The organism is Rhodospirillales bacterium (assembly GCA_023898765.1).
Lineage (GTDB): Bacteria > Pseudomonadota > Alphaproteobacteria > Micavibrionales > Micavibrionaceae.
The window spans coordinates 1,011,826-1,037,471 of sequence record CP060238.1 but is presented as its reverse complement, the minus strand read 5'-3'; the positions used below and the strand labels follow the sequence as shown (position 1 = coordinate 1,037,471).

Here is a 25,646-nt window from a genome sequence, read left to right as displayed (position 1 = left end):
TGAACGATGATTAAATCCGTCAAAAAATTCTACCGCCAGCGTTTCAAAGGGCAGCTTTTTATTATCAAGGCCAGCGGCCGCATTATCACAGATAAAAAGGCCCGCCGGAACCTGCTGGAAAATATTCAGGCCCTTACAAAAGACGGCGTTAAAATTTTACTGATTTACGGAGCCGGAGAAGCCATTGACGAAGCCCTGACGGAAGCCGGAAGGACTCCAAAAAAAATTAACGGGCGGCGGATCACATCAAAAGAAGATATCCTACTGGTCAAAAAAACACTCGCCGGCGATTTGGGATTCAGGCTCCTTGAAACCATGAAGGACGTCGGTTTGAACGGGTACGGACTGAATGCCCTGCCGCCGGACTGGGTCGGCGTCCGCCGCCGCCCCAAACTGGATAAAACCATCCGCTTTGACGGTGAAATTACAGACGTTCACAAAAAAGAGATCGGGAAATTTTTTCAATCGGTTTCTTTTGCCGCCTGCCCCTGCCTGGGCATCATGGAAGAAGGAACCAGCCTGAACATCAATGCGGATAATGTCGCCATCGCACTGGCCGTGAGCCTGAAGGCCTCTAAACTTGTGCTCTTGACCGATGTGGACGGTGTTAAAATCAAAGGAAAGGTCGCTTCTGTCCTGAGCGCCCATGAGCTGGAAGGGCTTATTGAAGACGGAACCGTCACCGGCGGCATGCGCGTAAAGCTGGAAAGCTGCATTGAAGCCTTGAGATCGGGCGTCAAACGGGTGCATATTTTAAACGGATTTCACAAAGATGTCCTGAGGGAAGAAATTTATACTTCCTCGGGGGCCGGCACGATGATCGTACGCCGCAGAGAAAAAGAACGTTACGAGGCAGAAGAGATTTCAAAAGGAGAAGACAGATGAACAAAACGCAGGATTGGAAAGACCGCGCCGCCAAAGCCATTATGCCGTTATACGACATCAAGAACGCCATTCTGGATCATGGGGAAGGATGTTACCTTTACGACATTGAAGGCAAGAAATATCTGGACTGCGCGGCAGGCATCGCTGTGGCTTCGCTCGGCCACGGAAACACGGAATACACAAAAACCGCCATCGACCAGCTGAACAAATTTATTATCTCTCCCGGCTCTTTCCAGTCTGTCCCGAAGATCGAATGCGCGGAGCTTCTGATTGAGCACAGTTTTGCCGATCAGGTCTTTTTTACCAATTCCGGCGCCGAAGCTGTTGAAGGATCGTTAAAACTCGCGCGCAAATGGGCGCATTTAAACAAGGGGGAATCGTGCAAAGAGATCATCACCTTTGACAATTCCTTCCACGGCCGCACCTACGGCGCGGTAAGCTGCACGTACAAAAGCAAAAGCCAGCCGGAATTCGCCCCCTACCTGCCGGGCATTCATTTTGCGACCTTCAACGATATCGAAAGCGTCCGAAAGCTTGTTTCCGATAAAACCTGCGCCATTCTGGTGGAACCCGTACAGGGGGAAGGCGGCGTCCTTCCCGCCGATAAAGAGTTTTTAGCGCAGCTGCGCCATATCTGTGACGAAAATAAAATCATCCTGATCTTTGACGAGATCCAGGTCGGGATGGGACGTCTGGGCACGCTGTTCGCCTACGAACATTTCGGCGTGGAACCGGATATCATGACTCTGGCCAAAGGCATGGGGAACGGATTCCCTGTCGGGGCCTTCGTGGCGCGGGGAAGCATTTCAGGCGTGTTCAAATATGGAGATCACGGCTCCACCTATGCCGGAAACCCGCTTGCCACGTCCATTGCCATGCATACTATCAACCAGATCCGGCAGCCCGCTTTTCTCCAGAACGTCGTGGAAACGGGCAAGCACCTGAAAGCTTCCCTTGAGCAGCTTCAAAAGGACACCAACTCGATCGAGGATATCCGCGGCCTGGGCCTGATGATCGGCATCGATACGGTCTATGACATTGGAAAACTGATGAACGCCCTGCTGGAAAACGGCCTTATGACCACACAGGCCGGCGCGAAATCCCTGCGCCTGACTCCCCCCCTCATCATGAAAAAGGAGGAAGCGGACGAAGCCGTCGAAAAAATCGCGCATGTCATCCGGAAGGGGGATTTGTAATGCCTTCCCTGCGCAGGGCGGACAGGACAACAGAAAAAGGGGAAATCGTTCTCCCCGTTGAAGGCGCGAAAGAGCCGCAGGATATAAAAATAAAATGACTCTTCCCCTTCTCCAGATCAAAAATCTGTGTGTCGATTTTAAAGGCATGGACGGCATCGTCCGCGCCGTGGAGGATGTTTCTTTTTCGATTGAGACGGGACAGACGCTCGCGCTGGTCGGGGAGAGCGGTTCGGGGAAATCGGTCACGGCCCTTTCGGTAATGCAGCTTTTGCCCTATCCGCTGGCCTCGCACACGCCGGACTCTTCCATCCTGTTCAACGGGGAAGAACTGGTAGGCAGGCCGGATTCTTTCATGCGTACCATTCGCGGCTCCCGGATCGGAATGATCTTTCAGGAACCGATGACGGCCCTTAATCCGCTGCATGTCATTGAGCGGCAAATCGGCGAAGTCCTGCGCCTGCACCGGAAAATGGATGAAAAGGCGGCCCGTGCGCGCGTCCTGGAACTCCTCGATCTGGTGCAGCTTCCGCAGATGAAGCAGCGCCTCGGGGCCTACCCGCACGAGCTTTCCGGCGGGCAGCGCCAGCGCGTGATGATCGCCATGGCTTTGGCCAATAATCCTGACCTCCTGATCGCCGACGAGCCCACAACGGCGCTGGATGTCACTGTACAGGCTGAAATTCTGGAGCTTCTGGAACAGCTTCAAAAAGATCTGGGCATGGCGATGCTGATGATTACGCACGACCTGTCCATCGTTGAAAAATTTGCAGATTATGTCTGCGTGATGAAAGACGGGAAAATTGTCGAACAGGAACCTGCGAAAAAATTATTCTCCGGGCCAAAACACGACTACGCCAAAAAGCTCCTGAACGCGCAGCCGCGCGGCGAAATCTCCGCGCCGAAAAACAATGCCAAAACGATCATGAAGGGACGCAATATTAAAGTCCACTTTCCCCGCAAAAAATCTTTTTGGGGCAAGACAACGGACTGGGTGAAGGCCGTTGACGGCGTGGATGTCGAGATCAAATCGGGACATACGCTCGGCGTGGTCGGCGAATCCGGCTCCGGAAAATCGACGCTTGGCTTTGCGCTTTTGCGTCTTCTGGGCGGCACGGGACAGATCGCGTTCGAAGGGCGGGACATTTCCACCTGCACCCGCGGGCAAATGACCCCGCTGCGCGCGGACATGCAAATCGTCTTTCAGGACCCTTTCAGCGCACTGTCGCCGCGAATGAGCATCGCGAATATCGTCGGGGAGGGCCTCAAGGTCCACCGGAAAGAGCTGGGCAGCGCGGACCGCGACGATCTTGTGACAGAGGCCCTGAAGGATGTGCATCTCGACCCCGGGACCCGCCACCGCTATCCTCACGAATTTTCCGGCGGACAGCGCCAGCGCATCGCGATCGCGCGGGCGATGGTTTTGCATCCGAAATTTGTGGTGCTGGACGAACCCACCTCCGCGCTGGACGTGTCCGTTCAGGCGGAAATCATCGACCTGCTGCGCGAACTTCAGGGCAGGCACAACCTTGCCTACATGTTTATCAGCCACGACCTGCGGGTTATCCGGGCCATGGCACACGACCTCATCGTCATGCAAAACGGGCGCATCGTCGAAAGCGGCAGGGCGGCGGATATTTTTCACGCGCCCAAAGAAGATTACACAAAAACGCTTCTGGAGGCCGCCCTGAACCTTAAGACACGGCAGGCGGCGGCAGGGAATCGGCGCGCATAACGACGGCGGTATGATTGCCCTCCCAATCTCTCATCTTCAATCCCAGAACGCCCCCTGCTGCAACCTGTTTCCACACCCTGCCAAGAGCCTTTTCCATTGCCTTCGGATTGTTCTGATAGCGATCCAGATTTTCCGTTCTGTGCGGGTCTGCGTCCGAATTAAAGAAAGAGGTTAGAAGAACGTCTACGGTTTCGCCATCTACTTCTACCGGAATGCGGTAGCTTTTGTCTCTATGGCGCCCCATCTCGTCGGAGGCATGGCTGATGTATATATCAGGAATAAGCCGAAACTCTTCCAGAGAAAGGTCTTCTATTTTCATCGTTTTCACCACTGGTTTTTAATTATGAAAACAATAAGCCTTTTTCCGTCTTTCCTGTCAAGCAGAAAGCGAGAGATGTGGTCACGTTCCTTAATATACTTGACATAACAATACTTTCGTGGAATAACCGCCCTGAAACAACGCACCGAGACATAATTGGAGCCCTCAGATGCATAAGAATACTTCACGATTCGCGCAACGCCTTGTCCTTGCGGCCAGTCTGGTCTTCCCGGCAAACGACCTTCTTGCCGCCGATATGGGTTCGACTGAGCCGCCGGCAAAAGACCGGGCGGCAACATCCCAAAAGGCTGAATCAAACCTGCTTGTCTTCTGCGGTGTGACCGTCTCCGGAGGACTCCATAATTATACAGAAGGAATGGTGTTCTACACCCCGGCGCTCAAAAAAAGCATCGGATCCGCAATTGACTTCATCATGGAAGAGGCGCTTCCCGACGGAAACAAATGGGTTCAGGGTGTGGTCCCGACCATCGAATTCAAGCCTCTCAAAGGCGTATTTCAGGGCCCGGACGCCGGCGAAGAAGCCGTTACAATTCCCGGCCGCGGGAACAGGCTGATTATTCTGGACGGGGAAACCCTCGAAGAAAACCGGCAAAAAATCCTTCTCTACCTTCAGGAGGAAACGCGCCTGCTGCTCCTCGAGTCGGAAAAACCCCGCTTCAAAGCCGTAAAACCGGCCGAAAAAGACGGCAAAGAAAACAAGGCGCCTTCGAAAGAACGCCCCGATTGCAACCCAAAATACGGATGTCTTATCGCCTGACCATTACCTAGAGCATTCTGCGATCAGGCCGGTACGCCCGTCTTGTCATCCTGAGCCGAAGGCAAAGGATCTCAATGTTTTCCGGAGATTCTTCGCTACGCTCAGAATGACAGAATGGAACCAATCAAAACGACGAACACTCTAACGCCCCATCCCGCCCCCTTCGCGGCGGGGATCGGCAGCGCCGGTATAAAGGCCGTTTTTGATATGGATGGCGGTCAGCCCGCTGTTTAACTCTTTGATTTCAACAGGATGGCCCCTTTGCTTCAGCCCGGCAGAAAGAGGTTCTGCCGCCGGCTCCATCTCTATTTTCGTTCCCAGATGAATGATATTCGGCGCCTCCAGCGCTTCCTGCACGTCCATGTCCCAGTCAATGAGCGCAACAATCCGCTCCAGCACATAGCCGATGATCGCGCTGCCCCCGGCCGAACCGATCACCAGAAAAGGCCGCCCCAGAGGGTCGAAAATAATCACGGGCGCCATCGAAGAGCGCGGACGTTTCCCCCCTTCCACCCTGTTGGCAACGGGCTGCCCGTCCCGTTCCGGCTCAAAGGAAAAATCGGTAAGCTGGTTGTTCAGCAAAAACCCCTCCGTCATCACCCGCGAACCAAAGGCATTTTCAATGCTGCCGGTCATGGAAACGATATTGCCGTACCGGTCGATAAGGCACATATGCGTTGTACCCGGCGGCTTAGGGGCCATATCGGGCTGCTGCGGCGCGGCGTCCCATCCCGGCGGCGTGCCGGGCTGCGCGTTTTGAAGCGCCCCTTCCAGCGAAATCATGCGGGCGCGCTTTTCAAGATAATCCGGATCCAAGAGCGCTTTTCCCGGCGTTTCGACAAAATCCGGGTCTGCCATGTAATAATTCCGGTCCGCGAACGCCAGACGGCTGGCCTCGGCGATCAAATGCCAGCTTTTCGGGTTATCAGGTCCGAGTTCCCCCAGATTGAAATGCTCCAGCATACCCAGCGCGCTTAAAAGCGTCAGGCCGCCGGAGGACGGCTCGGCCACGGAACATATCTTGTAACCCCGGTAAACGCCGCACACGGGAGAGCGGCTTCGAACGCGGTATTTTTCCAGATCCTCCATCGAAAGAAGCCCTGGATTTTCAGGAACTTCGCGCACGGCTTTCACAATGTCCTGCGCAATCTCCCCGCTGTAAAAAGCGTCGGCCCCTTCCAGCGCGACCTTCCTTAAAACAGCGGCATATTTCGGGTTCCTTAGAAAATATCCGGGCCGGACGGGTGTCACTCCGTCGGGGAAAAAATAAAGGCGCGTATCGGTAAAACGGCCCAGACGCCTGTAGTCCTGATGAACCATTTTGGACAGGCGCGGCGTAACTTCGAACCCCGTTTCGGCCAGCGCCACCGCCGGAGAGAATAAATCCCGCCACGGCATCTTCCCGTGTTTTTTGTGGAGTTTTTCCAAAAGACGCAACGTTCCCGGCACCCCGACGGCGCGCCCCCCGAGGGCCGCATCGTAGAATTCCATCGGCTTGCCGTCCGCCCCCCGGAAGAGATGTTTCCCAGCCAGCGCCGGGGCCGTTTCCCGTCCGTCCAGTGTCATGACAGTTCGCTTTTGCGCATCGTAATAAAGAACAAACCCGCCGCCCCCGATACCGGAAGATTGCGGCTCGACCAGCCCCAGAACGAGCTGGACGGCCACAGCCGCATCCGCGGCCGTGCCGCCCCGGCTCAAAATGTCATAGCCGGCTTTTGTGGCTTCGAGATGAGAGGTAACCGCCATAAATTCCGTGCCGGTCGCCACCGCCGGATGCTGCAATCCCGTCGCGCTTTCAGGCGCGGCCCTAAAATCTTCCCTTTCGCCTGCAACCACCTGAAAAGAAAAGAAAATCAGTGCAAGCGCAAGAAAGGCCCTTTGCCAAAACCGGCCGAATATCCGACTATGAGGTTCAATATAAAGCATTTTTTCCTTGCATTCGTACGAATCCCTCGTTAGGAAGTGCATGTTTTTTACCGTGTCCGGACCGATTTGTCAGGCACAAAAGAGAAAGCCGAAAAGGGGTGATTAAGCATTGGTAACTGTAACCGTCCGCGATAACAACGTCGAGCAGGCTCTTCGCGTTTTAAAGAAGAAGATGCAGCGCGAAGGAATCTTCCGTGAAATGAAGCTGCGCCGGAACTACGAAAAACCTTCCGAAAAGAAGAAACGCAGAGACGCAGAGTCCGTCCGCCGTTCGCGGAAAATGGCCCGCAAAGGCAGCGATCGCTATTAAGGTCGCATGTTTAAAATAACCCTGATAAATAAAAAAACCGCCGGAAGCTGATTTCGGCGGTTTTGTTTTAAGGCGGCTACAAAGGGGCCGTTGCGGCCCGAAGCCAGCGGCGGACCCCTTCTTCCAGATGCGGCGAAATTTTTGCGTAAACCTCCGCGTGATAGGCGTTGAGCCACTCAAGCTCTTCTTCCGTGAGAAGCGCCCTCTCGATCAGGTTCCGGTCTATGGGGGCCAGGGACAGCGTTTTAAAGCGCATCATTTTTTGCGGCGTGTCGCTGCAAGGCCCCGCCTCTTCAACCGTCATCACATTTTCTATGCGAATGCCGTATTGTCCCTCGCGGTAATAGCCCGGCTCGTTCGTAATCACCATACCCGCCTCGAAGGCCCTTTGCCCGCGCGGCGAAATAGTGGCGGACTCCTCATGCACATCCAGATTGGTACCGACCCCGTGCCCCGTGCCGTGCGCATAATCCAGCCCTTCCTCCCACAGGGCGCGGCGCGCCAGAATATCGAGCTGCGCGCCCGTGGCGCCTTCGGGAAACCGCGCCAGCGCCAGATTGATATGGCCTTTTAAAACGAGCGTGAAATGGCGGCGCATCTCTTCGGTCGGTTCCCCGATTGCAACGGTGCGGGTGATATCGGTGGTCCCGTCCACATACTGCCCGCCCGTGTCCATAAGAAGCAGGCCCGGCGGCTTGACCGGCGCGCCTTTTTCCCCTGCCGCCAGCGTATAGTGGATAATGGCCCCGTTTTCGCCAAACCCGATGATGGGAGGGAAAGACGGGCCCTGATAAGAATTGGAAACCGCCCTGACCTGCGTTGATTTTTCGGCAATGTCCCCCTCGCAAATCCCGGACCCCGCCTGTTCGCTCACCCAGTGCAGAAAGGTTGCCAACGCCGCCCCGTCACGGATATGCGCCTCCTTGATTCCTTCTATTTCTGCCGGCGTTTTACAGGCCTTCAAAGAAACGCACGGATCCTTGATATTTTGAATTTTTGTCCCGGAATCCGTCAGGATATTTTTAAAACGTATCGGAGCGTTTTCAAAATCTACCCCGACAGGTCCCGCCTGCGCTTTCAAAACGGCTTCCATTTCTTCCGGCGCACAAACCCTTACACCTGGGCCGATATGGTCTTTGATTTCCGCCGTCACGCGCGCCGGCTCAACAAACCAGTCCAGCGTTCCATCCGCGTATAAAATGGCGCGGGAAAGAACGACAGGAAGATACTTCACCTCGCTGCTGCGCACATTCAACAGCCAGCTAAGAGAAGCCGGAGACGTTAAGATAAACGCCTCCAAAGGTTCGTTTTTTTGTTTTTTCAAAAGGACTTCCGATACTTTGCTTATTTTTTGACTTATATCCAGTCCTGCTATTTTTTCGGGAAAAATCCGGACAGGCGCCGTTTGTCTTTCCGGCCTGTCCGCCCCCCACAGGAGATCGACAGGATTCTTCTCCATCGGCTGCAGGGAAATAGAGCATCCTTCGAGAGCGGCCTCTATCTTTTCGATCTGCGCAATCGTCAGAAGATCGGGATCGTACCCTATTTTTGCACCGGATTTTGCACGCTCCGCCAGCCACTTCCCTGCACTCACTTTTGTAAAATCACCCGTTTCATATAGGGCCGAATCGATTTGCTTCTTAAGCTGGACGCGGTAACGCCCGTCGGACATCACTACGGCGCTTTCCATCAGGACAACGGCAAACCCCGCCGAACCGGTAAACCCGCTGAGCCATGCCAGACGTTCCTCCGAAGGCGGCAGGAAATGGTTTTGATAGGCATCCCCGTAAGGCTGGAAATAACCCTCCAGACCTTCCTGTTTTAAAATTTGGCGAAGGGCTTCGAGGCGCTTTGAATAACATGTGTCCATGGGAACCGACCCTAAATCGGATTATAAAAACGCGCAAGGCACTTGCGGCAGAGGCACCCAAGAGAGTAGAATTGCCGTAAAAGAGAGAATATATCTATGTCTTACGTACTTCTTGGTATCGGACTGATCGTTGGCGGATTTGCGCTCTTCCACTTTGTACGGAAAGCCTCGCCGCAGCAAATCGGCACGCTGATCGTTATTGTAGGAACGCTTGTCGTGAGCGCGGCTGTCTTTCTGCTGTCCATTTCGGGGCGCCTGCCTGCGGCTGTTGGCGGACTCGCCGCTTTGTGGCCACTTCTTTATTCGATCTGGAAAACACACCAGCAGGTGAAGACAGAGGAAAAAATCTACGATCACCTTACCTCAGCCAGCGGGCGCGCAAAAATATCGGAGGCTCTCGACATTCTCGGCCTGGAAGAGGGCGCGAGCGTTGAAGAAATCGAAAAAGCCTATAAAAGCCTGATGAAAGATCACCACCCGGACCAGCACGGCTCGGAATGGATTGCCAAAAAGCTCAATGCCGCCAGGGAGCTTCTCTTAAAAAACGCTGAGGATTAAGCCAACAAGCTTGCATCAACCGCCGGTTTTGTGCAAAACAAGGCGTTATGACAGATCAAAAAGATTATAAGCCCGTCCGGAAGGCCGTTTTTCCGGTCGCCGGACTCGGAACGCGTTTCCTTCCTGCGACCAAGGCGATGCCGAAAGAGATGCTGCCCATCAACGACCGGCCCCTTATCCAGCACGTTCTGGAAGAAGCCAGGCACGCCGGTATTGAAGAATTTATTTTTGTCACCGGGCGCCACAAAAGAATGCTCGAAGAACATTTCGATTATCAGCCCGAATTGATGGAAACACTGGAATCGCGCGGCAAGGAAGACATGCTTGAACAAATCAAAAGCTGTGAAATGCCCGCCGGGAAGCTCTTTTTAACGCGGCAGCCGCGTCCGCTGGGGCTGGGGCATGCCGTCTGGTGCGCCAAAAAACTCGTGGCCGACGAGCCGTTCGCGGTTTTATTGCCCGATGACATTATCAAACACCCCGACGGCTGCCTGAAGCAGATGATGGAAACATATGCGGAAAAAGGCGGGAACGTCATTGCCGTGAAGGAAGTCCCGCGCGCCGAGACGAAAAACTACGGCATTGTCGAAACTGGAACCGACAACGGACGCGACGTAAGCGTCAAAGGGCTGGTGGAAAAACCGGCGCCGGACAAGGCCCCGTCCACCCTGTCCGTCATCGGGCGCTACATCCTGCAGCCGGAAGTGTTTGAGCACCTGGACGGTTTTGAAACCGGGGCGGGCGGCGAAATCCAGCTTACGGACGCGCTGGCGACCCTCATCGGACGGCAGCCCTTCCACGGCCTGCGCTTTGAAGGGGACCATTATGACTGCGGCAGCCGGATCGGATTCATCGAGGCAAATATTGCCTTTGCGCTTTCCGACCCCGAAATCGGCGATAATGTCCGCTCTATCCTTGAAAAATTTACACAGCAAAAAGAGTTTTCGAATGAACCAGCCGCAGCCGCAGGCTAAAACGCCAGCCACGGGCCCCTACTCCTTTGACCCGACAATCCTGCGTGAATATGACATTCGCGGGCAGGTCGGCATAAATCTGGGTGAACAGGACGCCTATGCTTTGGGCCGCGCGTTCGGCACCTATGTCCGCCGTCAGGAACGCAAGGAAGCGACTAAAATTTGCGTTGGCTATGACGGGCGCACCACCTCCCCGGCCCTTTCCGGCGCGCTGATCCGGGGCCTGAACGAAAGCGGAATTGACGTGAAAAATATCGGCCTCGGCCCCACACCCATGCTGTATTTTGCCGTAAAAGATCATGGCGCCGATGCCGGCATTATGGTGACCGGGTCGCATAACCCGCCGGATTATAACGGCTTTAAAATGATGCTTCAGACCGGCTCCGTCTTTGGAGAGGCCATTCAGGCTTTGGGAACCCTTGCCGCAAACGCCGATTTTGAAACGGGCTCTGGCCGCACGCAGCACATTGATATCCGCCAGAATTACGTCGATCGGTTGCTGAAAGACCTCGAAACAGGGAGAGAGCTTAAAATCGCATGGGATGCGGGAAACGGGGCTTCGGGCGATATACTCAAGGCGCTTACGGACAAACTCCCCGGAGAGCATATCCTGCTGTATGAAAGCATCGACGGCGCGTTTCCAAACCACCACCCCGACCCCACCGTCGATAAAAACCTTGAAGACCTTCGCAAGGCGGTCCTTGAAAACGGCTGCGATCTCGGCATCGCCTTCGATGGCGATGGCGACCGGATCGGCGCCGTTGATGAAAAGGGAAATATTCTGCGCTGCGACGCCCTTATGACCATTTACGCCGCCGACGTCTTGAAAACACACCCCGGCACGGCGATCATCGGGGATGTGAAATGTTCCCAGATGATGTTTGATGAAATCGAAAAGCTTGGCGGCAGGCCGATTATGTGGAAAACGGGACATTCCCTCGTCAAAGCCAAAATGGCGGAAGAAAACGCGCCGCTGGCGGGCGAACTCAGCGGGCATATTTTCTTTGCCGACAAATATTACGGCTTTGACGATGCGCAATACTGCGCCATCCGGCTCATCAACGCGGTGGCGCGGACGCAGGCGCCTTTTTCGTCCCTGACGGCGCACCTGCCAAAACTGTTCAGCACCCCCGAAATCCGCATTGAAGTTGACGAGAGGGAAAAATTCGATCTCGTCCCCCGGATTATTGAAAACCTGAAAGGCCGGGAAAACGGAAATATCCGGATCAATGAAATTGACGGCGTGCGGGTGACAACCCCCGAGGGCTGGTGGCTTGTGCGCCCGTCCAACACGCAGGACGTTCTGGTCAGCCGTGTCGAGGCAAATTCGCGTGAAGCCATGGATAACTTGCTGGATATGGTGCAAAAAGAGGTTGCGAAACTTGGCTACGCCCTTAAAGTTGCATGACTTTAAAATCTACGGGGTAAGAGACAAATGACAAAGAACGACGAAACGGCCGAAGTTATCGAGCTTCTGGCCTCCCGCATCTGCCACGATATCATCAGTCCGGTCGGCGCGATCAATAACGGCGTTGAATTTATGCAGGACATGGGACCGGACTCCGCAGAAGAAGCGCTGGGCCTGATCTCCTACAGCGCCGAACAGGCCAGCGCCAAACTCATGGCGTTTCGTCTGGCCTACGGGGCGGGCGGACGGGACCCGAACATTAAACCCGAAGACGTGCAAAAAGCCTTCTCCGCCCTTGTTTCGGCGGAAGGAAAGGTGTCGCAGAGCTGGGACCCTTACGGCCCGCTTGGCCCAAGCCCGCTGCCGAAGGCCTATTGCAAAATGCTCATGTGCGCAATGATGCTGGCGATGGAATGTCTTCCCAAAGGCGGAACCGTTTTTGTAAAAGCCGGCGAGGGCAACCAGACCCTTATTACGGCTGAAGGCCCGGGTGTCGGTGTACGCGAATCCGTCGAAGAGGCGCTGGCCGCCTCCCTCTCGCCGAGCAGTCTCGACCCGCGCCTTGTGCATCCTTACGCCGTGAGCATCCTGGCAAAACATTACGGATATACACTCAAAATTTCGGAAAAAACGGACGAAAGAGTCGTCTTCACGCTTCAATGTCCTGATGACTGATGGGCTTTTGCGTTTTATCTGACCGAAAAAATGCAGACTTCCTGCACAGGGGAGATATGATATTTTCGGAAATATTTTGTATGTAGAATATTCACATGCTGCGTTTTCTGTTATCCTTCCTTCCGTGTATCGCCTGCCTCTGTGTGCTTTATGTAATTTCGCCGGGTAAAATGTCGTTAACATTACTGTGACACTGTCATCTATTTTAGACACGGAGAGAAATAATGGACGATCTGATTGCAGACTTTCTCGTTGAAACCAATGAAAGCCTTGAAGCGCTGGATCAGGACCTCCTTAATCTTGAACAAAACCCGAATGACAAGGATCTTTTGGGCAACATTTTTCGCCTGATGCATACCATCAAGGGAACCTGCGGATTTTTGGGGCTTCCCCGTCTTGAAAAGGTCGCGCACCATGCCGAAAACGTTCTGGGGCGTTTCCGTGACGGGGATCTGGATGTCATACCGGAATATGTAACCCTTATTTTTGAATCGATCGACCAGATCAAGTTTATTGTCGGCGGGATTGGCGAGACGGGCGCGGAACCGGAAGGAACCGATACCGACCTTATTGAAAGGCTTGACGCCGTTTATGAAGGCCGCGAGGCAGCACAGGCGGGTGCCGCGCCGGAACCGGAGCCGGAAGCCGCACCGGAAGAAGCGAAAGCAGAGGAAGAAAAAGCCCCCGAGCCTGCCGAAATTTTCGAAGAAAAAACAGAAGCCGAGCTTGATGCCCTCTTTGAAAACAAAGCGGAGATAGAAGCAAAAGAAAGGGCAGAAAGAGAAAAAGCAGAAGCAGCGGCGGTGGAAACAGAAAAAGAGAAAAAGCCCGCGCCGCCCTCTGCGGCAGCCGCCGCCAAACAGCAGACGGGCGCCGCGCCCGTCGTCAATCAGACACTGCGCGTAAGCGTCGATGTTCTCGAAAACCTCATGACCATGGTCAGCGAGATGGTTTTAACGCGCAACCAGCTCCTGCAGATTTTAAGGAACCAGAAAGAAAGCGAATTTTCCGCGCCGTTGCAGCGCCTGAATCACGTCGTCTCCGACCTGCAGGAAGGAGTCATGAAAACCCGCATGCAGCCCATCGGCAATGCGTGGTCCAAGCTGCCCCGGATTGTCCGCGATCTCAGCATGGAGATGGGGAAAAAGATTGACCTGGAAATGATCGGGCAGGAAACGGAGCTGGACCGTCAGGTTCTGGAGATGATTAAAGATCCCCTGACCCATATGGTGCGAAACTCCGCCGATCACGGCGTTGAAATGCCGAAAGACCGTACTGCGGCCGGCAAACCGGAAACGGGGAAAATCACCCTGAGCGCCTTCCACGAAGGCGGGCACATCATCATCGAGATCAAGGATGACGGTAAAGGTCTTCCGATGGGCAAAATCAAGGAAAAAGTTCTGGCCAACGGCCTCGCGACGGAAGAAGAGCTTGCGGCCATGTCCACGCAGCAGATTCAGCAATTTATCTTCCATGCCGGGCTTTCAACGGCAGAGAAGGTCACGTCCGTCTCCGGACGCGGGGTCGGCATGGACGTTGTGCGCACGAACATTGAAAAAATAGGGGGCTCCGTTGAACTCAGATCTACGGAAGGCGAAGGCTCGACATTCTCGATAAAAATCCCCCTTACGCTGGCGATTGTTTCGGCCCTGATTGTTGAATCGGGAAAGGAACGTTTTGCCATTCCACAAATTTCGGTGCGCGAACTGGTGATGATCAGCGACAAATCGGAAATCCAGATTGAAACCATTAAAGGCACGCCCTTTTTCCGCCTCAGGGAACAGCTGTTGCCGCTTGTTTCCCTTAAAGAGCTGTTGAAACTGGAAACAAAAAATCCCGAAAAAAGCGAATTGGAAGAAGAGAGTGTAGAGAAACAGGAAAAGACGAAAGGAAACAGGGATTATATTGTTGTCACCCAGATCGGCGGCTATTCTTTCGGAATCGTTGTCGATAAGGTTTTCGATACGGAGGAAATTGTCGTCAAGCCGGTCGCGAAAATCATCAAAAATATCGACGTTTTCTCTGGAAACACGATCCTTGGCGATGGAAGCGTCATTATGATTATTGATCCCGCAGGCATTGCAAGAGCGACAGGAGATGCCAATACCACAGATGCCGCCGTGGAAGAACCGGACGCTTCGACCTACAAAGGCGAGAAAACATCCCTGCTTCTGTTCCGTGCAGGCACCGGTTCCCCGAAGGCTATTCCCCTTTCCCTCATTTCACGACTGGAAGAGATAGACCTGTCTAAAATAGAAACATCCGGCGGACAAAAAATGATCCAGTACCGCGAAAAACTCATGCCCCTTATGACCATTGATCCCGAAACACTGCTTTCAGGGGAAGGGCATAAACCGACCATCGTCTTCGCAGATGAAACAAGCACGTTAGGGCTGGTTGTCGATGAAATCGTAGATATCGTGGAAACGCATATAGATATCCAGGTTTCCGGTGGTGAAGATAAAATATTCGGCAGCGCGATTATTGAAGACCGGGCGACGGATATTGTAAATGTCGGGCATTTTCTTCAAAAATCGAACAAGAACTGGTTTAAACGGCACAGCGATAAACCCTTCGGCGAAAAAAGTTCCGGCACGCAAAAACTTTTACTTGTTGATGACAGTCCTTTTTTCAGGAACATGCTGTCTCCCCTCCTCACAATGTCCGGCTACGAGGTCACAACGAAAGACAGTCCTGTCAAAGCGCTCCAGCTCTGCGAGGCAGGAGAAAAATTTGATGTGATTGTATCGGATATCGAAATGCCGGAAATGAACGGTTTTGAGTTTGCAAAAAGAGTCCGCGCCGATAAAAGCAACTGGAAGTCCACACCGATGGTTGCGCTCACATCCCATGCCACCCCTCAGGATATGGATCGGGGACGCGAAGTCGGCTTTAGCAAATATGTCGCCAAGTTTGACAGGGAAACCCTGCTGGATACCCTGTCCCAGACATTGAACGAAAACAGTGGAGATGCCGCATGACCCAAGCAACCGCTTCCGTAGAAACGGAAAAACAAACCCATCTCCAGTCTTCAAAAGAATTTTTAACAATCCTGATTGCCGGGCAGCTTTTCGGCATTCCTATTTTACAGGTTCAGGATGTTCTGGGGGAACAGGAAGTGACGAAAGTTCCTCTGGCGCCGCCGGCGGTTTTGGGTTCGCTTAATCTTCGCGGGCGTGTCGTGACGGCCATCAACGTCCGTAACTGTCTGGGATTGCCCCCGCAGGAAGAACGGCACAAGGAAATGAGCGTCGTCGTAGAACATGAAACGGAACTTTACAGCCTGATTATCGATGAGGTTGGGGATGTCATGAGCCTTAAAAACAAGGACTTTGAAAGCGCGCCGGCAACGCTTGATCCCGTCTGGAAGAATATTTCATTAGGAATATACAAATTAGAGGGTAGAATTCTTGTGATTCTGGATGTCCCCGGACTTCTGGATAGCGTTCATTCCTAAAAAAAATGAAGGAAATAAGATGAAATCATGTCTCGTTGTAGATGACAGCCGCGTCGTTCGGAAAGTGGCACGGCGGATCGTCGAGGATCTCGGCTTTTCCTGTGAAGAAGCGGAGGACGGTCAGAAAGCTTACGAATCTTGCGAACAGAACATGCCGGACGCCGTTTTGCTTGACTGGAATATGCCTGTTATGAACGGTATCGAGTTTCTGGAAAAACTGCGGCAAATGAGTGGAGGAAATCATCCGAAAGTCGTTTTTTGCACAACCGAGAATGATATGGCTCACATCCAGCAGGCCATAGAAAAAGGCGCCGATGAATATATTATGAAGCCTTTTGACAGCGAAATTATCCAGTCCAAGTTTTCACAGATCGGTATTTTATCCACGGAGGCTTAAAAGCCACGGAGGCATGAAAGAAAGACTTTTTTAAATGACCCTCCCTATTCGCGTAATGCTTGTTGACGACTCTGCCGTTGTTCGGGGAGTCATTTCCCGTATTTTGAGCCGGGAAGAGAACATAGAAATTGTCGCTTCCGTTTCCAACGGCGCACAGGCCATTGCGGGCATTGAAAGATACGCGCCTGACGTTATGACGCTGGATGTCGAAATGCCGGTGATGGACGGTATCACGGCCCTTCCCCAACTTCTTAAAGCCTCGCCGCACACAAAAATCATCATGTGTTCAACGTTAACCGAGCGCAATGGCCAGATCGCGATGAAAGCGCTGGAGCTCGGGGCAACGGAAACCATTGCCAAACCCACCAGTGCAAACGAGCTTCTGCACGGCGAAAATTTTGAAGAGCAGATCGTCCGGCTGGTCAGGTCTTTGGGGCGGATTGCACAAAAAGAAAACAACAAAGGCGCCTCTCTTTCGCAACAGGCGGCCGCCGCCCGGTCTTCCGAACAAAAGCCGCTGCAAAAAAAATCATGGTCCCTGAATACGAACCCGGGCGCGTACAAAGGCAAACCGGCTTTAATCGCAATCGGAAGCTCGACCGGCGGACCGCAGGCCCTTTTCAACGTGCTGTCCCACTTCAGGGGGTTCGACGTGCCTGTCATTGTGACACAGCATATGCCGGCGACATTCACGGCTATCCTCGCGCAGCATATTTCTAAAAAAGCGGGCATAGAGGCTTTCGAAGGGGCGGAAGGCATGGTCCTTGAAAAAGGAAAAGTTTATGTTGCGCCGGGCGGTTTTCACATGCTCCTGAAAAAACAGGGAACGGACACCGTTATCACATTGGGCGACGGGCCGCAGGAAAATTTCGTAAAGCCTTCCGTTGACCCGATGCTCCGAAGCGCCATAGGAATATACGGTAACAAAGTGCTGGGCGTGATGCTGACGGGAATGGGCGCCGACGGCCTCCCCTCTTTCAGGGATCTGGTGAAAGCCGGCGGAAGGGTTATTGCGCAGGACGAAAAAACGAGCGTTGTCTGGGGAATGCCCGGCGCCGTAGCGGAAGACAGTTTATGCAGCGCCGTCCTGCCCCTTGATGAAATCGGACCGTGGGTCAAACAAAGGATGATGCTATAAAAAGGGGGAAAGCCGCATTCATGTGTGGCAGGATCAATGAGGAGAAGCGTATAACTCACAGGTAAGAGTAAAGTTTAAGACGATCGAAATGGACTGCAGAAAACGCTAGATTAAAGATAATGAGAATCAACGATTTCGACATATATCAGAATTTACTGATGGAAAAATCCGGCCTCAGCCTGACGCAGGATAAATCCTACCTGCTTGATTCCCGCCTCACGCCCGTTTCCAAAAAATGGGGATTCCCCTCTCTGGACGCTATGACAATGGCCCTGCAGGGCGTTCCCGATCCGAACCTCGTAAAGGACGTGATCGAGTCCATGACCACGAACGAGACGTCCTTTTTCCGGGATACGCGCCCCTTCGACGCCTTCCGGGACCATGTGCTTCCGGCTCTTCTGGAAAAAAGAGCGATCCAGAAAAGAATCCGAATCTGGTGCGCCGCCAGTTCAACGGGCCAGGAGCCGTATTCTCTGGCGATGCTTATCAAAGAACAGGATGCGAAACTTGCGGGCTGGCATTTTGAAATCATCGGCACGGACATTTCGACGGAGGTCATAGAAAAAGCCCAAAAGGCCGAATATACGCAGTTTGAGGTTCAGCGCGGGCTGCCCATCCAGATGCTTGTGAAGTATTTTGAACAAAAAAACGAAAAATGGGCGCTCAAACCGGAAATTAAAAATATGGTCAAATACCGTTATTTTAACCTGCTGGATCCGCTCACGCCGCTGGGGAAATTCGACATTATCTTTTGCCGGAATGTTTTGATCTATTTCGACAAACCCACCAAGAAAGCCGTTCTGGAAAAAATGTACGACCTGCTTCCGCCGGACGGATTCCTCTTTCTGGGCGGGTCGGAAACGGTTTTGGGCATTACGGAGTCCTACACGCTGGCACCCGATTTGCGCGGAATCTACAGCAAGAACGAAACGGCCCCTGCGCGCGTCGGAAAAGCGCTTGCCACGTAGTTTTTTTGCTTTATAACCCCTGTGTATGAACACATCCAGCACAGCGTCAAAATCTTCAGGCCCCGCAACCATTCGCGATCCACGGCAGGTAAAAATCAAGCGCGCCCTTATCTCCGTTTCGGATAAAGAAGGTTTAAGCGATTTTGCCGCAAAACTCGCCGCTTTTGGCGTGGAAATCCTCTCGACCGGCGGAACCTCCAAAGCCTTGAAAGACGCCGGGATTGCCGTGCGCGATGTGTCCGACCATACCGGTTTTCCGGAAATCATGAACGGGCGGGTGAAAACGCTTCACCCGAAAATTCACGGCGGCATTCTCTCCCGCCGCAGCGATGAAAATCACGTTCAGGCGCAAAAAGACAACGGCATCAGCGATATCGATCTCGTCGTGGTCAATCTCTATCCTTTTGCACAGACCGTTTCTGCGGAGGCGGACTTCGATACCTGCATCGAAAATATCGACATCGGCGGGCCGTCCTTGATTCGCGCCGCCGCGAAAAACCATGAATTTGTGACCGTTGTCACCGACCCGCAGGACTATGAAGACGTCCTGCACGAGATGGAAGAACATGACGGGGGAACAACCTACGCGCTGCGTAAAAGGCTCGCGGCGAATGCCTACGCGCTCACGGCCACTTATGATTCGAACATCGCGAGCTGGTTTTCAAAACAGACCGATGCGGAAGGTTTTCCCCGCCGGATCAGCGTCTCCGGCACGTTGAAACAGCCCTTGCGCTATGGCGAAAACCCGCACCAGAAAGCGGCGCTTTATATGGTGGACGGCCTGGCCCGTCCCGGCGCGGCAACGGCCAATATCCTGCAGGGCAAGGAACTGTCCTATAACAATATCAACGACACAAACGCCGCTTTTGAGCTTGTCGCCGAATTTGACGGCCCTTCCGTCGCGATTATCAAACACGCAAACCCCTGCGGCGTGGCAACGGCCGACACCATATCGGACGCCTATGAAAAGGCTTTGCTGTGCGACCAGACGTCCGCCTTTGGCGGGATTATCGCGATCAACCGGACCCTGGACGCCGCGACGGCCAAAAAAATCATTCAGGTTTTCAGCGAGGTGATTATCGCCCCGGATGTGGAGGCCGGCGCGCTGGACATCCTGAAAGAGAAAAAGAATTTGCGCGTGCTCACCACGGGCGCAATGCCCGATATCCGTGAAAGCCGCCGTCTGGTGACCTGCGTGGCGGGCGGGCTTCTGGTGCAGGACTGCGACAATGGCGTGATAACGCCCGAAGACCTTAAAATCGTATCGGAACGCGAACCCACGGAAGAAGAGGTCCGCGACATGCTTTTCGCCTTTAAAGTGGCCAAGCACGTGAAATCCAACGCGATTGTCTATGCCAAAGACGAAAGCACCGTCGGGATCGGCGCCGGCCAGATGAGCCGCCTTGATTCCTCGCGCATCGCCGCAAGGAAAGCGCAGGACGCCGCCGAAAAAGCCGGATGGGACACTCCGAAGACCAAAGGCTCCGTCGTGGCCTCGGATGCGTTCTTCCCCTTTGCCGACGGCCTGATCGCCGCCGCGGAAGCCGGGGTCACCGCCGTGATTCAGCCCGGCGGCTCGATCCGCGACGAGGAAGTCATCAAAGCCGCCGACGACCGCGGACTTGCGATGGCGTTCACGAATATGAGACACTTCAGGCATTAGAGCATTGTGGGTTTAGGTTGGTTCCATTCTGTCATTCTGAGCGTAGCGAAGAATCTCCGGAAAACATTGAGATCCTTCGCCTTCGGCTCAGGATGACAAAACGGGTCGTGACTCAATCTAAACGATGAACGCTCTAAAGGCCCCCTTCGTCATTGCGAGCGCAGCGAAGCAATCCAGCGGCCCGCAATGACGGATTTTTAACACAAAGGACACAAAGGACACGAAGCATGCACGAAGCGCGACAAAAACACGCCCCCGCCCGTCATCCCCGCGGCGATGCGCAGCATCGCTCAAACGGCGGGGATCCAGAAGAAGTGCGCGGCTTTGCCGCGCTCCCTTCAGTCGCCCGCAATGACGGGAAAAACGGGCTTTCGGAAAACAGTGTTGAAACGCTCTAACGCACTGAAAATAAATAGTTTTTCAGTCTCATTTGCATTTGCTATTGCCGTTTTGGTAACCTTTTATTAACTTCGGAAGAGTATTTTTAATAATCACTGAAAAAGTGGTTTTAGGTTAAGGAAAGAGAGTAAGAGAAATGTTAAAAAGATGGGCTTTGGGACTAGGGCAGAAGCTTTTTGGTGGCTTTCTTGGAGCCGCTGACAAGACGGCCGCAGAGGCCGCTCAAAAAGCTCTTCAGGCGGGCATTTTGAAAAAAGGGGTTGATGCTGCAACAGCCGCATCAGCGATGGGCGGCCTTGGGAAGAGTAGTTTTTTAGGTAAAGCGCTAAAAGTTACTGGTCTGGGCGCGGCTGCCGAAGTCCTCTTAAATGGCGGACTCAAAAGTTATGTGGGTGGCGCTTTAAACGAAGTATACACTTGGTTAGGATTGGCGGAAGCTGAGCAAAACACTGCGGGAGCTTGGCACTCTTTCTTCAAAAACCTTCAGGAACTCCTTGGTCTTTTTGGTATTGAATCAAAATGGCTCAATGATAAAATCGCAACCCATGCCAAAAAGGATAGCAAGTTTGAGAATTTCAAAGATACTTTCTCGGATGATCTCTCACATGTTGGGCATGACCTTTCAGACAATGCTCTGGGATATGGCATTGGTGCCGCCGGTATTGCCGCAGGCTATGGCGTGGGAAAAACGGCCCTGTTGAAATACGCAACCAACCCCGCCGGAACGGGTTTTCTTCGCAACGCTGTTGCCACTGTTGGAAACAAGCTGAGCGCCATACCGGGAATTGGAAAAAAACTCGCGATTCTCAGTGGTGTTGCCGCAGGTGCTTACTCTCTCTGGCCCTCCTCGGCCGAGGCAAGCGAGGCAGGTTCCATTGTAACGGACCCTGTATCGACCGAACTGGGCAATGAAATCACGAGTAGTGAAATCGCAACCGAAGTCGGCGCGGCAGGTGTCTCCATTCTTGGGACGACGACAGCCGTTTCCGCAGCCTCCCCTGCAGCCGCAATGTTCGGATTAAAGGGTGTACCCGGATTGGGGGCTGTCATAGCAGCCGGAGATGCACTTTACGATACGGCAAAATACGCTTTACATGGCGACTTCACAAAGGCTGGCTTGCGGCTTGTCGCCGGTGCCGGTGAAACAGTAGCGGGCGTTGGCGGTGTGCTGACCTATGGAACACTCGGCACAGCCTGGAGGGAAGCCGTGAATGCGGGTGGAAAAGCCCTGTTTGGAGAGGAAAACGATATCGGGCACTCCTACGTTGTTCAGGGCGGCTCTTTCATCGCCAATATATTCTCCGATGCGGCGGACCCCGCCCCGGAAGTGGCGCAAAACAGGGCGCCGGTTCGCAAACTGGAACAATCCTACGTACCGGCATAAAAAGGGCCGCAATATTTTCCAAAAAGACCGCCTCAAAGCGGTCTTTTTTATGAAAGCCCCCTTCCTCCCGCAAGGGCAAAAAAATGACGGGTTTTTTATTAAATTATTTTACAACCCGTTGATTTTAAACAAAAGTTTTTACCCCAAAACCCCTGCCAAATTTGCATTTCTTAACCTCTGTTTTGTATAATTTATACAGAGTTAGACACAGGAAAGAATTTGGAAGAAAAAGATGACCGTAGCCGCACCAGCACCGACCGTTCAAACCACCGCGTCCTTTAACAGGGCCGCCATGGTTAGCGACCTTGAGCAAAAGGGTTTGCTTGTTGAAGAAACGGGTGTTACCGGCTGGTTTGGAAAACTTGGGAGCGCCTTCGGAATGGCGGGCGCGGGAGTCGACTGGAAAGCCACCTTCGTCAAAGCGGATGCGGACGCCACGCTCGACGCCCTCAAGGCCGGCGGATCGGACGAGGTCGACCGGATGATCGACGCCATCCGCGGCGACAAAGAGGTTAAAGACGCATTCCACAAAGTGCTGCAGAACGAAGGGCAGAACGGCCTTCTCGGGCTGCAAAAAATGATGACCGGGAACGGCAGCATTACCGCCGACGAGTTGAACAATGTTCTGAACGACAAAACGCAGCGCAAGGCCCTGCTGGCCATGCTGAAGGTTGTCGCAACGGACAAGCAGAATATGGATTACGCCGCCCGCTTTATGAAGGCGGGCGTCGATCTTGCCAGAGACCCCGGCAATCCGGAAAAGCTGCAGGCCATGCAGAAAGTAATGAAGGAAGGCGGCATTTCGAACGCGGACCTTATCGATCCTCAGATCTTTATCACGTTCCTTGCGGACTCCCTGACGGACCCGCAAGGCGCCGTCAACGGCCTGATGGCGGAACTGAAAAACATGGGAATGAGCCCGGAAGCCCTCGCCGCGCTCGAAAAATACGCGAATTTCGCATCCAATTTCATGCAGGCCTTCGGCGGAGACTTCAAGGAGTTTTACGATGTCCACGGCCCGACCATTTCAAGGGCCCTCGGAACCGTGAAGGAAGACGTCCAGACCGTGTCCGACGACATTGACAGGCTGAGCGGCGTGGCTACCGCGCCGGCGAAGGTGAGCGGCCATAAGACAACAGCGGTGGAAAGCGCCACGCGCGACTGGAACAAAGACATGGATATTACGGCCGAAAACAGGGAAACGTTTGAAAAAGAGCTGGCCGCAAGAACCAATGTCCCTGCAGGGCCCGCCTTCTCTTAAACGCTCCGGCCTTCAGGCTTCAGGCCGGCCGTCTTTCGTGTCTTTCATAAATCCCTCTGGCGGTTTTATTATCTATTGCCTTTTGGCGTGGGAACCGTATCTTCAGGCGCTATGAGTGACAAGACAACACCCCTCGCCCGTATCCGGAACTTCGCGATTATCGCCCATATCGACCATGGGAAATCGACTCTGGCCGACCGGTTAATCCAGACCTGCGGCGGACTGGAAGAACGCGACATGAAAGAACAGGTGCTGGACAGCATGGAGATCGAGCGCGAGCGCGGAATCACCATCAAGGCCCAGACGGTCCGCCTGTCCTATACGGCCAAAGACGGAATCGCGTACCAGCTGAACCTGATGGACACGCCCGGCCATGTGGATTTTTCCTACGAAGTCTCGCGTTCGCTTGCCTCCTGTGAAGGCTCCCTTCTGGTCGTGGATTCCACGCAAGGGGTGGAGGCGCAGACGCTGGCGAACGTCTATCAGGCCATCGAAAACAACCATGAAATCGTGCCTGTCATTAACAAGATCGACCTGCCCGCCGCCGACATCGAAAAAGCCAAGGAGCAGATCGAAGAGGTGATCGGGCTGGACGCCTCCGACGCCGTGCCCGTTTCCGGCAAAACGGGAGAAAATATCGAAGGGCTGCTGGAAGCGATCGTCACCCGCCTGCCGCCGCCGCATGAAGGCGATGCGGACGCGCCCGCCAAGGCCCTGCTGGTGGATAGCTGGTATGACATTTATCTGGGCGTGGTGATTCTGGTGCGCGTGATTGACGGATATCTCCGCAAGGGCCAGAAAATCAAATTCATGTCCACGGGCGCCGCACGGGAAATCGACCGTGTGGGCATTTTTACCCCCAAACATGTGATGCTGGATGCGCTCGGCCCCGGCGAGATGGGCTTTATCACCGCCGCCATCAAGGACATCACCGAAACCAAGGTCGGCGACACCATCACGGATGAAAAAAAACCGTGCGCGAAGGCGCTGGCCGGTTTCAAACCGTCCATTCCGATGGTGTTTTGTTCCCTGTTCCCGGTGGATGCGGGGGACTTTGAAAAGCTGCGCGACAGTCTGGGGCGCCTTGCGCTCAACGACTCCTCCCTGCATTACGAAGCCGAAAGCTCGCAGGCCTTGGGGCTGGGTTTCCGCTGCGGCTTTTTGGGGCTGCTCCATATGGAGATCATTCAGGAGCGCCTAAGCCGTGAATTCGACCTCGACCTCATCCCCACCGCGCCGAGCGTGGTGTACAAAATCAACCTCACCAACGGGGAGAAGATGGAGCTTTACAACCCCGTCGACATGCCCGACGTGGTGAAGATCAAATCCATTGAAGAGCCGTGGATCAAGGCAACCATCCTCGTGCCGGACGAATATCTCGGCGGCCTGCTGAAACTTTGCGAGGAGCGGCGCGGCGTGCAACTGGAACTGACCTATGCGGGTTCGCGCGCGATGCTGGTTTACCGCCTGCCGCTCAACGAAGTGGTGTTCGATTTTTACGACCGGCTGAAATCCATCTCCCGCGGCTATGCGTCGTTCGATTACCATCTGGACGGGTACGCGGCGAATGACCTGGTGAAGCTGGAAATCCGCGTCAACAACGAGCCCGTGGACGCGCTCGCCATGATCGTGCATAAGGACGCCGCCGAGAGCCGCGGACGGCGGCTGTGCGAACGGCTGAAAGAACTCATCCCCCGGCAGATGTTCAAAATCGCCATTCAGGCCGCGCTGGGCGGGAAGATTATCGCCGCCGAACATTTAAGTGCGCTGCGCAAGGACGTGACCGCCAAATGTTACGGCGGCGATATAACGCGAAAACGCAAATTGCTGGACAAGCAAAAGAAAGGGAAGAAAAAGATGCGCCAGTACGGCAATGTCGAAATCCCCCAAAGCGCCTTCATCAATGCCTTGAAGATGGGGGATGACAAGTGACGGTTTGGCTAAGTGTGGCTCCGCCACACTTAGCCAAACCGTCATCCCCACTTTCCCCTACGTCATCCCCGCGAAAGCGGGGATCCAGAAAATCCAACCACGGAGACACGGAGAGTTTGAAATAACAGAGTCCGCCCTCCATCGGGATGACACAGCGCTAAAAACCTGCTATACTGCTCCCTATCAACACCACCCGTGCGCCTGAATGTCGGGCGTTTTTTTATGCCTATTCACCCGCGTCATTGCGAGGAGCCGCGCCGTAGCTTTTAGCGAAGGCGGGCGACGCGGCAATCCCGTTTCATGTCATCCCGAGCAAGGTCGAGGGATCTTGTATATATCCACCGTCAAAGATCCTTCGACTGCGCGCCTGACGCCGCTTCGCTCAGGATGACAAAAAGGGAGGCTTTCTGGATTGC

General features: G+C 53.9%; 22 protein-coding genes. 19 read left to right on the top strand and 3 right to left on the bottom strand.

What is annotated here, in order from left to right:
- The first annotated feature begins 6 nt into the window (after positions 1-6).
- The 3 genes from argB to H6853_05015 all read left to right on the top strand — a co-directional run bounded on the left by argB (position 7) and on the right by H6853_05015 (position 3,813).
- Complete coding sequence (gene argB, locus H6853_05025) at positions 7-885, top strand: acetylglutamate kinase (GenBank protein USO02915.1); 879 nt, start codon at positions 7-9, stop codon at positions 883-885.
- A complete protein-coding gene (locus H6853_05020) occupies positions 882-2,081 on the top strand; it encodes an acetylornithine/succinylornithine family transaminase (GenBank protein USO02914.1) in 1,200 nt (399 codons plus the stop codon). Before argB ends, H6853_05020 begins: the two co-directional genes overlap by 4 nt.
- Positions 2,082-2,175: 94 nt before the next feature.
- The gene (locus tag H6853_05015) at positions 2,176-3,813 is read left to right on the top strand and encodes an ABC transporter ATP-binding protein (protein USO02913.1); all 1,638 of its coding nucleotides are present in this window, start codon (positions 2,176-2,178) and stop codon (positions 3,811-3,813) included.
- On the opposite strand, the gene H6853_05010 is transcribed toward H6853_05015, so the two are convergent.
- On the bottom strand, positions 3,773-4,132 hold the full coding sequence (locus tag H6853_05010; GenBank protein ID USO02912.1) for a hypothetical protein: 360 nt from the start codon (positions 4,130-4,132) through the stop codon (positions 3,773-3,775). The two genes, H6853_05015 and H6853_05010, sit on opposite strands and share 41 nt — an antisense overlap.
- A 169-nt stretch (positions 4,133-4,301) precedes the next feature.
- Between H6853_05010 and H6853_05005 the strand changes: the two genes are divergently transcribed.
- Positions 4,302-4,910 (top strand): hypothetical protein, encoded by a 609-nt coding sequence (locus tag H6853_05005; protein USO02911.1) that lies wholly within the window; start codon positions 4,302-4,304, stop codon positions 4,908-4,910.
- A 141-nt stretch (positions 4,911-5,051) separates the two neighbouring features.
- Here the strand turns inward: H6853_05005 and ggt are convergent, their stop codons facing one another.
- Complete coding sequence (ggt, locus tag H6853_05000; protein ID USO02910.1) at positions 5,052-6,836, bottom strand: gamma-glutamyltransferase; 1,785 nt, start codon at positions 6,834-6,836, stop codon at positions 5,052-5,054.
- Between the two features lie 109 nt (positions 6,837-6,945).
- Here ggt and H6853_04995 point away from each other — a divergent pair, with 109 nt between their 5' ends.
- Positions 6,946-7,146, top strand: a complete 201-nt coding sequence (locus H6853_04995) for a 30S ribosomal protein S21 (GenBank protein USO02909.1) — start codon at positions 6,946-6,948, stop codon at positions 7,144-7,146.
- A 76-nt stretch (positions 7,147-7,222) separates the two neighbouring features.
- Here H6853_04995 and H6853_04990 read toward each other — a convergent pair whose 3' ends face one another.
- Positions 7,223-9,016: an aminopeptidase P family protein gene (locus H6853_04990; GenBank protein ID USO02908.1), complete on the bottom strand. Its 1,794-nt coding sequence runs from the start codon at positions 9,014-9,016 to the stop codon at positions 7,223-7,225.
- A 96-nt stretch (positions 9,017-9,112) separates the two neighbouring features.
- Here H6853_04990 and H6853_04985 point away from each other — a divergent pair, with 96 nt between their 5' ends.
- From H6853_04985 to lepA, 14 genes are all read left to right on the top strand, one after another.
- Positions 9,113-9,574: a DnaJ domain-containing protein gene (locus tag H6853_04985; GenBank protein ID USO02907.1), complete on the top strand. Its 462-nt coding sequence runs from the start codon at positions 9,113-9,115 to the stop codon at positions 9,572-9,574.
- A gap of 47 nt (positions 9,575-9,621) precedes the next feature.
- Positions 9,622-10,548, top strand: coding sequence for a UTP--glucose-1-phosphate uridylyltransferase GalU (gene galU, locus H6853_04980; protein ID USO02906.1), 927 nt, complete (start codon positions 9,622-9,624; stop codon positions 10,546-10,548).
- Positions 10,523-11,956, top strand: a complete 1,434-nt coding sequence (locus H6853_04975) for a phosphomannomutase/phosphoglucomutase (GenBank protein ID USO02905.1) — start codon at positions 10,523-10,525, stop codon at positions 11,954-11,956. The genes galU and H6853_04975 overlap by 26 nt, the downstream gene beginning before the upstream one ends.
- Positions 11,957-11,983: 27 nt before the next feature.
- Positions 11,984-12,631 carry a hypothetical protein gene (locus H6853_04970; protein USO02904.1) on the top strand — a complete coding sequence of 216 codons (648 nt, stop codon included), beginning with the start codon at positions 11,984-11,986 and terminating at the stop codon, positions 12,629-12,631.
- Positions 12,632-12,855: 224 nt separating this feature from the next.
- A complete protein-coding gene (locus H6853_04965; protein ID USO02903.1) occupies positions 12,856-15,612 on the top strand; it encodes a hybrid sensor histidine kinase/response regulator in 2,757 nt (918 codons plus the stop codon).
- Entirely contained in the window at positions 15,609-16,088 is a 480-nt protein-coding gene (locus H6853_04960; GenBank protein USO02902.1) for a chemotaxis protein CheW, read from the top strand. Before H6853_04965 ends, H6853_04960 begins: the two co-directional genes overlap by 4 nt.
- Before the next feature lie 19 nt (positions 16,089-16,107).
- Positions 16,108-16,485, top strand: a complete 378-nt coding sequence (locus tag H6853_04955) for a response regulator (protein ID USO02901.1) — start codon at positions 16,108-16,110, stop codon at positions 16,483-16,485.
- A 55-nt stretch (positions 16,486-16,540) separates the two neighbouring features.
- Positions 16,541-17,623, top strand: a complete 1,083-nt coding sequence (locus tag H6853_04950; GenBank protein ID USO04606.1) for a chemotaxis response regulator protein-glutamate methylesterase — start codon at positions 16,541-16,543, stop codon at positions 17,621-17,623.
- Between the two features lie 119 nt (positions 17,624-17,742).
- A complete protein-coding gene (locus H6853_04945; GenBank protein USO02900.1) occupies positions 17,743-18,591 on the top strand; it encodes a protein-glutamate O-methyltransferase CheR in 849 nt (282 codons plus the stop codon).
- A 25-nt stretch (positions 18,592-18,616) separates the two neighbouring features.
- Entirely contained in the window at positions 18,617-20,254 is a 1,638-nt protein-coding gene (purH, locus tag H6853_04940) for a bifunctional phosphoribosylaminoimidazolecarboxamide formyltransferase/IMP cyclohydrolase (protein ID USO02899.1), read from the top strand.
- A gap of 227 nt (positions 20,255-20,481) precedes the next feature.
- A complete protein-coding gene (locus tag H6853_04935) occupies positions 20,482-20,652 on the top strand; it encodes a hypothetical protein (protein USO02898.1) in 171 nt (56 codons plus the stop codon).
- A gap of 137 nt (positions 20,653-20,789) precedes the next feature.
- Positions 20,790-22,037 (top strand): hypothetical protein, encoded by a 1,248-nt coding sequence (locus H6853_04930; GenBank protein USO02897.1) that lies wholly within the window; start codon positions 20,790-20,792, stop codon positions 22,035-22,037.
- Between the two features lie 292 nt (positions 22,038-22,329).
- Positions 22,330-23,298 carry a hypothetical protein gene (locus tag H6853_04925; GenBank protein USO02896.1) on the top strand — a complete coding sequence of 323 codons (969 nt, stop codon included), beginning with the start codon at positions 22,330-22,332 and terminating at the stop codon, positions 23,296-23,298.
- A gap of 111 nt (positions 23,299-23,409) precedes the next feature.
- The gene (gene lepA / locus H6853_04920; GenBank protein USO02895.1) at positions 23,410-25,230 is read left to right on the top strand and encodes an elongation factor 4; all 1,821 of its coding nucleotides are present in this window, start codon (positions 23,410-23,412) and stop codon (positions 25,228-25,230) included.
- The last annotated feature ends 416 nt before the right edge of the window (positions 25,231-25,646 follow it).

Excerpts from the sequence above, each read along its gene's own strand:
- H6853_04975 (USO02905.1), top strand. The coding sequence starts at position 10,523 with ATGAACCAGCCGCAGCCGCAGGCTAAAACGCCAGCCACGGGCCCCTAC.
- H6853_05015 (USO02913.1), top strand. The coding sequence starts at position 2,176 with ATGACTCTTCCCCTTCTCCAGATCAAAAATCTGTGTGTCGATTTTAAA.
- H6853_04925 (USO02896.1), top strand. The coding sequence starts at position 22,330 with ATGGTTAGCGACCTTGAGCAAAAGGGTTTGCTTGTTGAAGAAACGGGT.
- argB (USO02915.1), top strand. The coding sequence starts at position 7 with ATGATTAAATCCGTCAAAAAATTCTACCGCCAGCGTTTCAAAGGGCAG.
- H6853_04935 (USO02898.1), top strand. The coding sequence starts at position 20,482 with ATGCACGAAGCGCGACAAAAACACGCCCCCGCCCGTCATCCCCGCGGC.
- purH (USO02899.1), top strand. The coding sequence starts at position 18,617 with ATGAACACATCCAGCACAGCGTCAAAATCTTCAGGCCCCGCAACCATT.
- H6853_05010 (USO02912.1), bottom strand. The coding sequence starts at position 4,132 with ATGAAAATAGAAGACCTTTCTCTGGAAGAGTTTCGGCTTATTCCTGAT.
- ggt (USO02910.1), bottom strand. The coding sequence starts at position 6,836 with ATGCTTTATATTGAACCTCATAGTCGGATATTCGGCCGGTTTTGGCAA.
- H6853_05005 (USO02911.1), top strand. The coding sequence starts at position 4,302 with ATGCATAAGAATACTTCACGATTCGCGCAACGCCTTGTCCTTGCGGCC.
- H6853_04990 (USO02908.1), bottom strand. The coding sequence starts at position 9,016 with ATGGACACATGTTATTCAAAGCGCCTCGAAGCCCTTCGCCAAATTTTA.
- lepA (USO02895.1), top strand. The coding sequence starts at position 23,410 with ATGAGTGACAAGACAACACCCCTCGCCCGTATCCGGAACTTCGCGATT.
- H6853_04960 (USO02902.1), top strand. The coding sequence starts at position 15,609 with ATGACCCAAGCAACCGCTTCCGTAGAAACGGAAAAACAAACCCATCTC.
- H6853_04930 (USO02897.1), top strand. The coding sequence starts at position 20,790 with ATGTTAAAAAGATGGGCTTTGGGACTAGGGCAGAAGCTTTTTGGTGGC.
- galU (USO02906.1), top strand. The coding sequence starts at position 9,622 with ATGACAGATCAAAAAGATTATAAGCCCGTCCGGAAGGCCGTTTTTCCG.
- H6853_04945 (USO02900.1), top strand. The coding sequence starts at position 17,743 with ATGAGAATCAACGATTTCGACATATATCAGAATTTACTGATGGAAAAA.
- H6853_04965 (USO02903.1), top strand. The coding sequence starts at position 12,856 with ATGGACGATCTGATTGCAGACTTTCTCGTTGAAACCAATGAAAGCCTT.
- H6853_05020 (USO02914.1), top strand. The coding sequence starts at position 882 with ATGAACAAAACGCAGGATTGGAAAGACCGCGCCGCCAAAGCCATTATG.
- H6853_04950 (USO04606.1), top strand. The coding sequence starts at position 16,541 with ATGCTTGTTGACGACTCTGCCGTTGTTCGGGGAGTCATTTCCCGTATT.
- H6853_04955 (USO02901.1), top strand. The coding sequence starts at position 16,108 with ATGAAATCATGTCTCGTTGTAGATGACAGCCGCGTCGTTCGGAAAGTG.
- H6853_04985 (USO02907.1), top strand. The coding sequence starts at position 9,113 with ATGTCTTACGTACTTCTTGGTATCGGACTGATCGTTGGCGGATTTGCG.
- H6853_04970 (USO02904.1), top strand. The coding sequence starts at position 11,984 with ATGACAAAGAACGACGAAACGGCCGAAGTTATCGAGCTTCTGGCCTCC.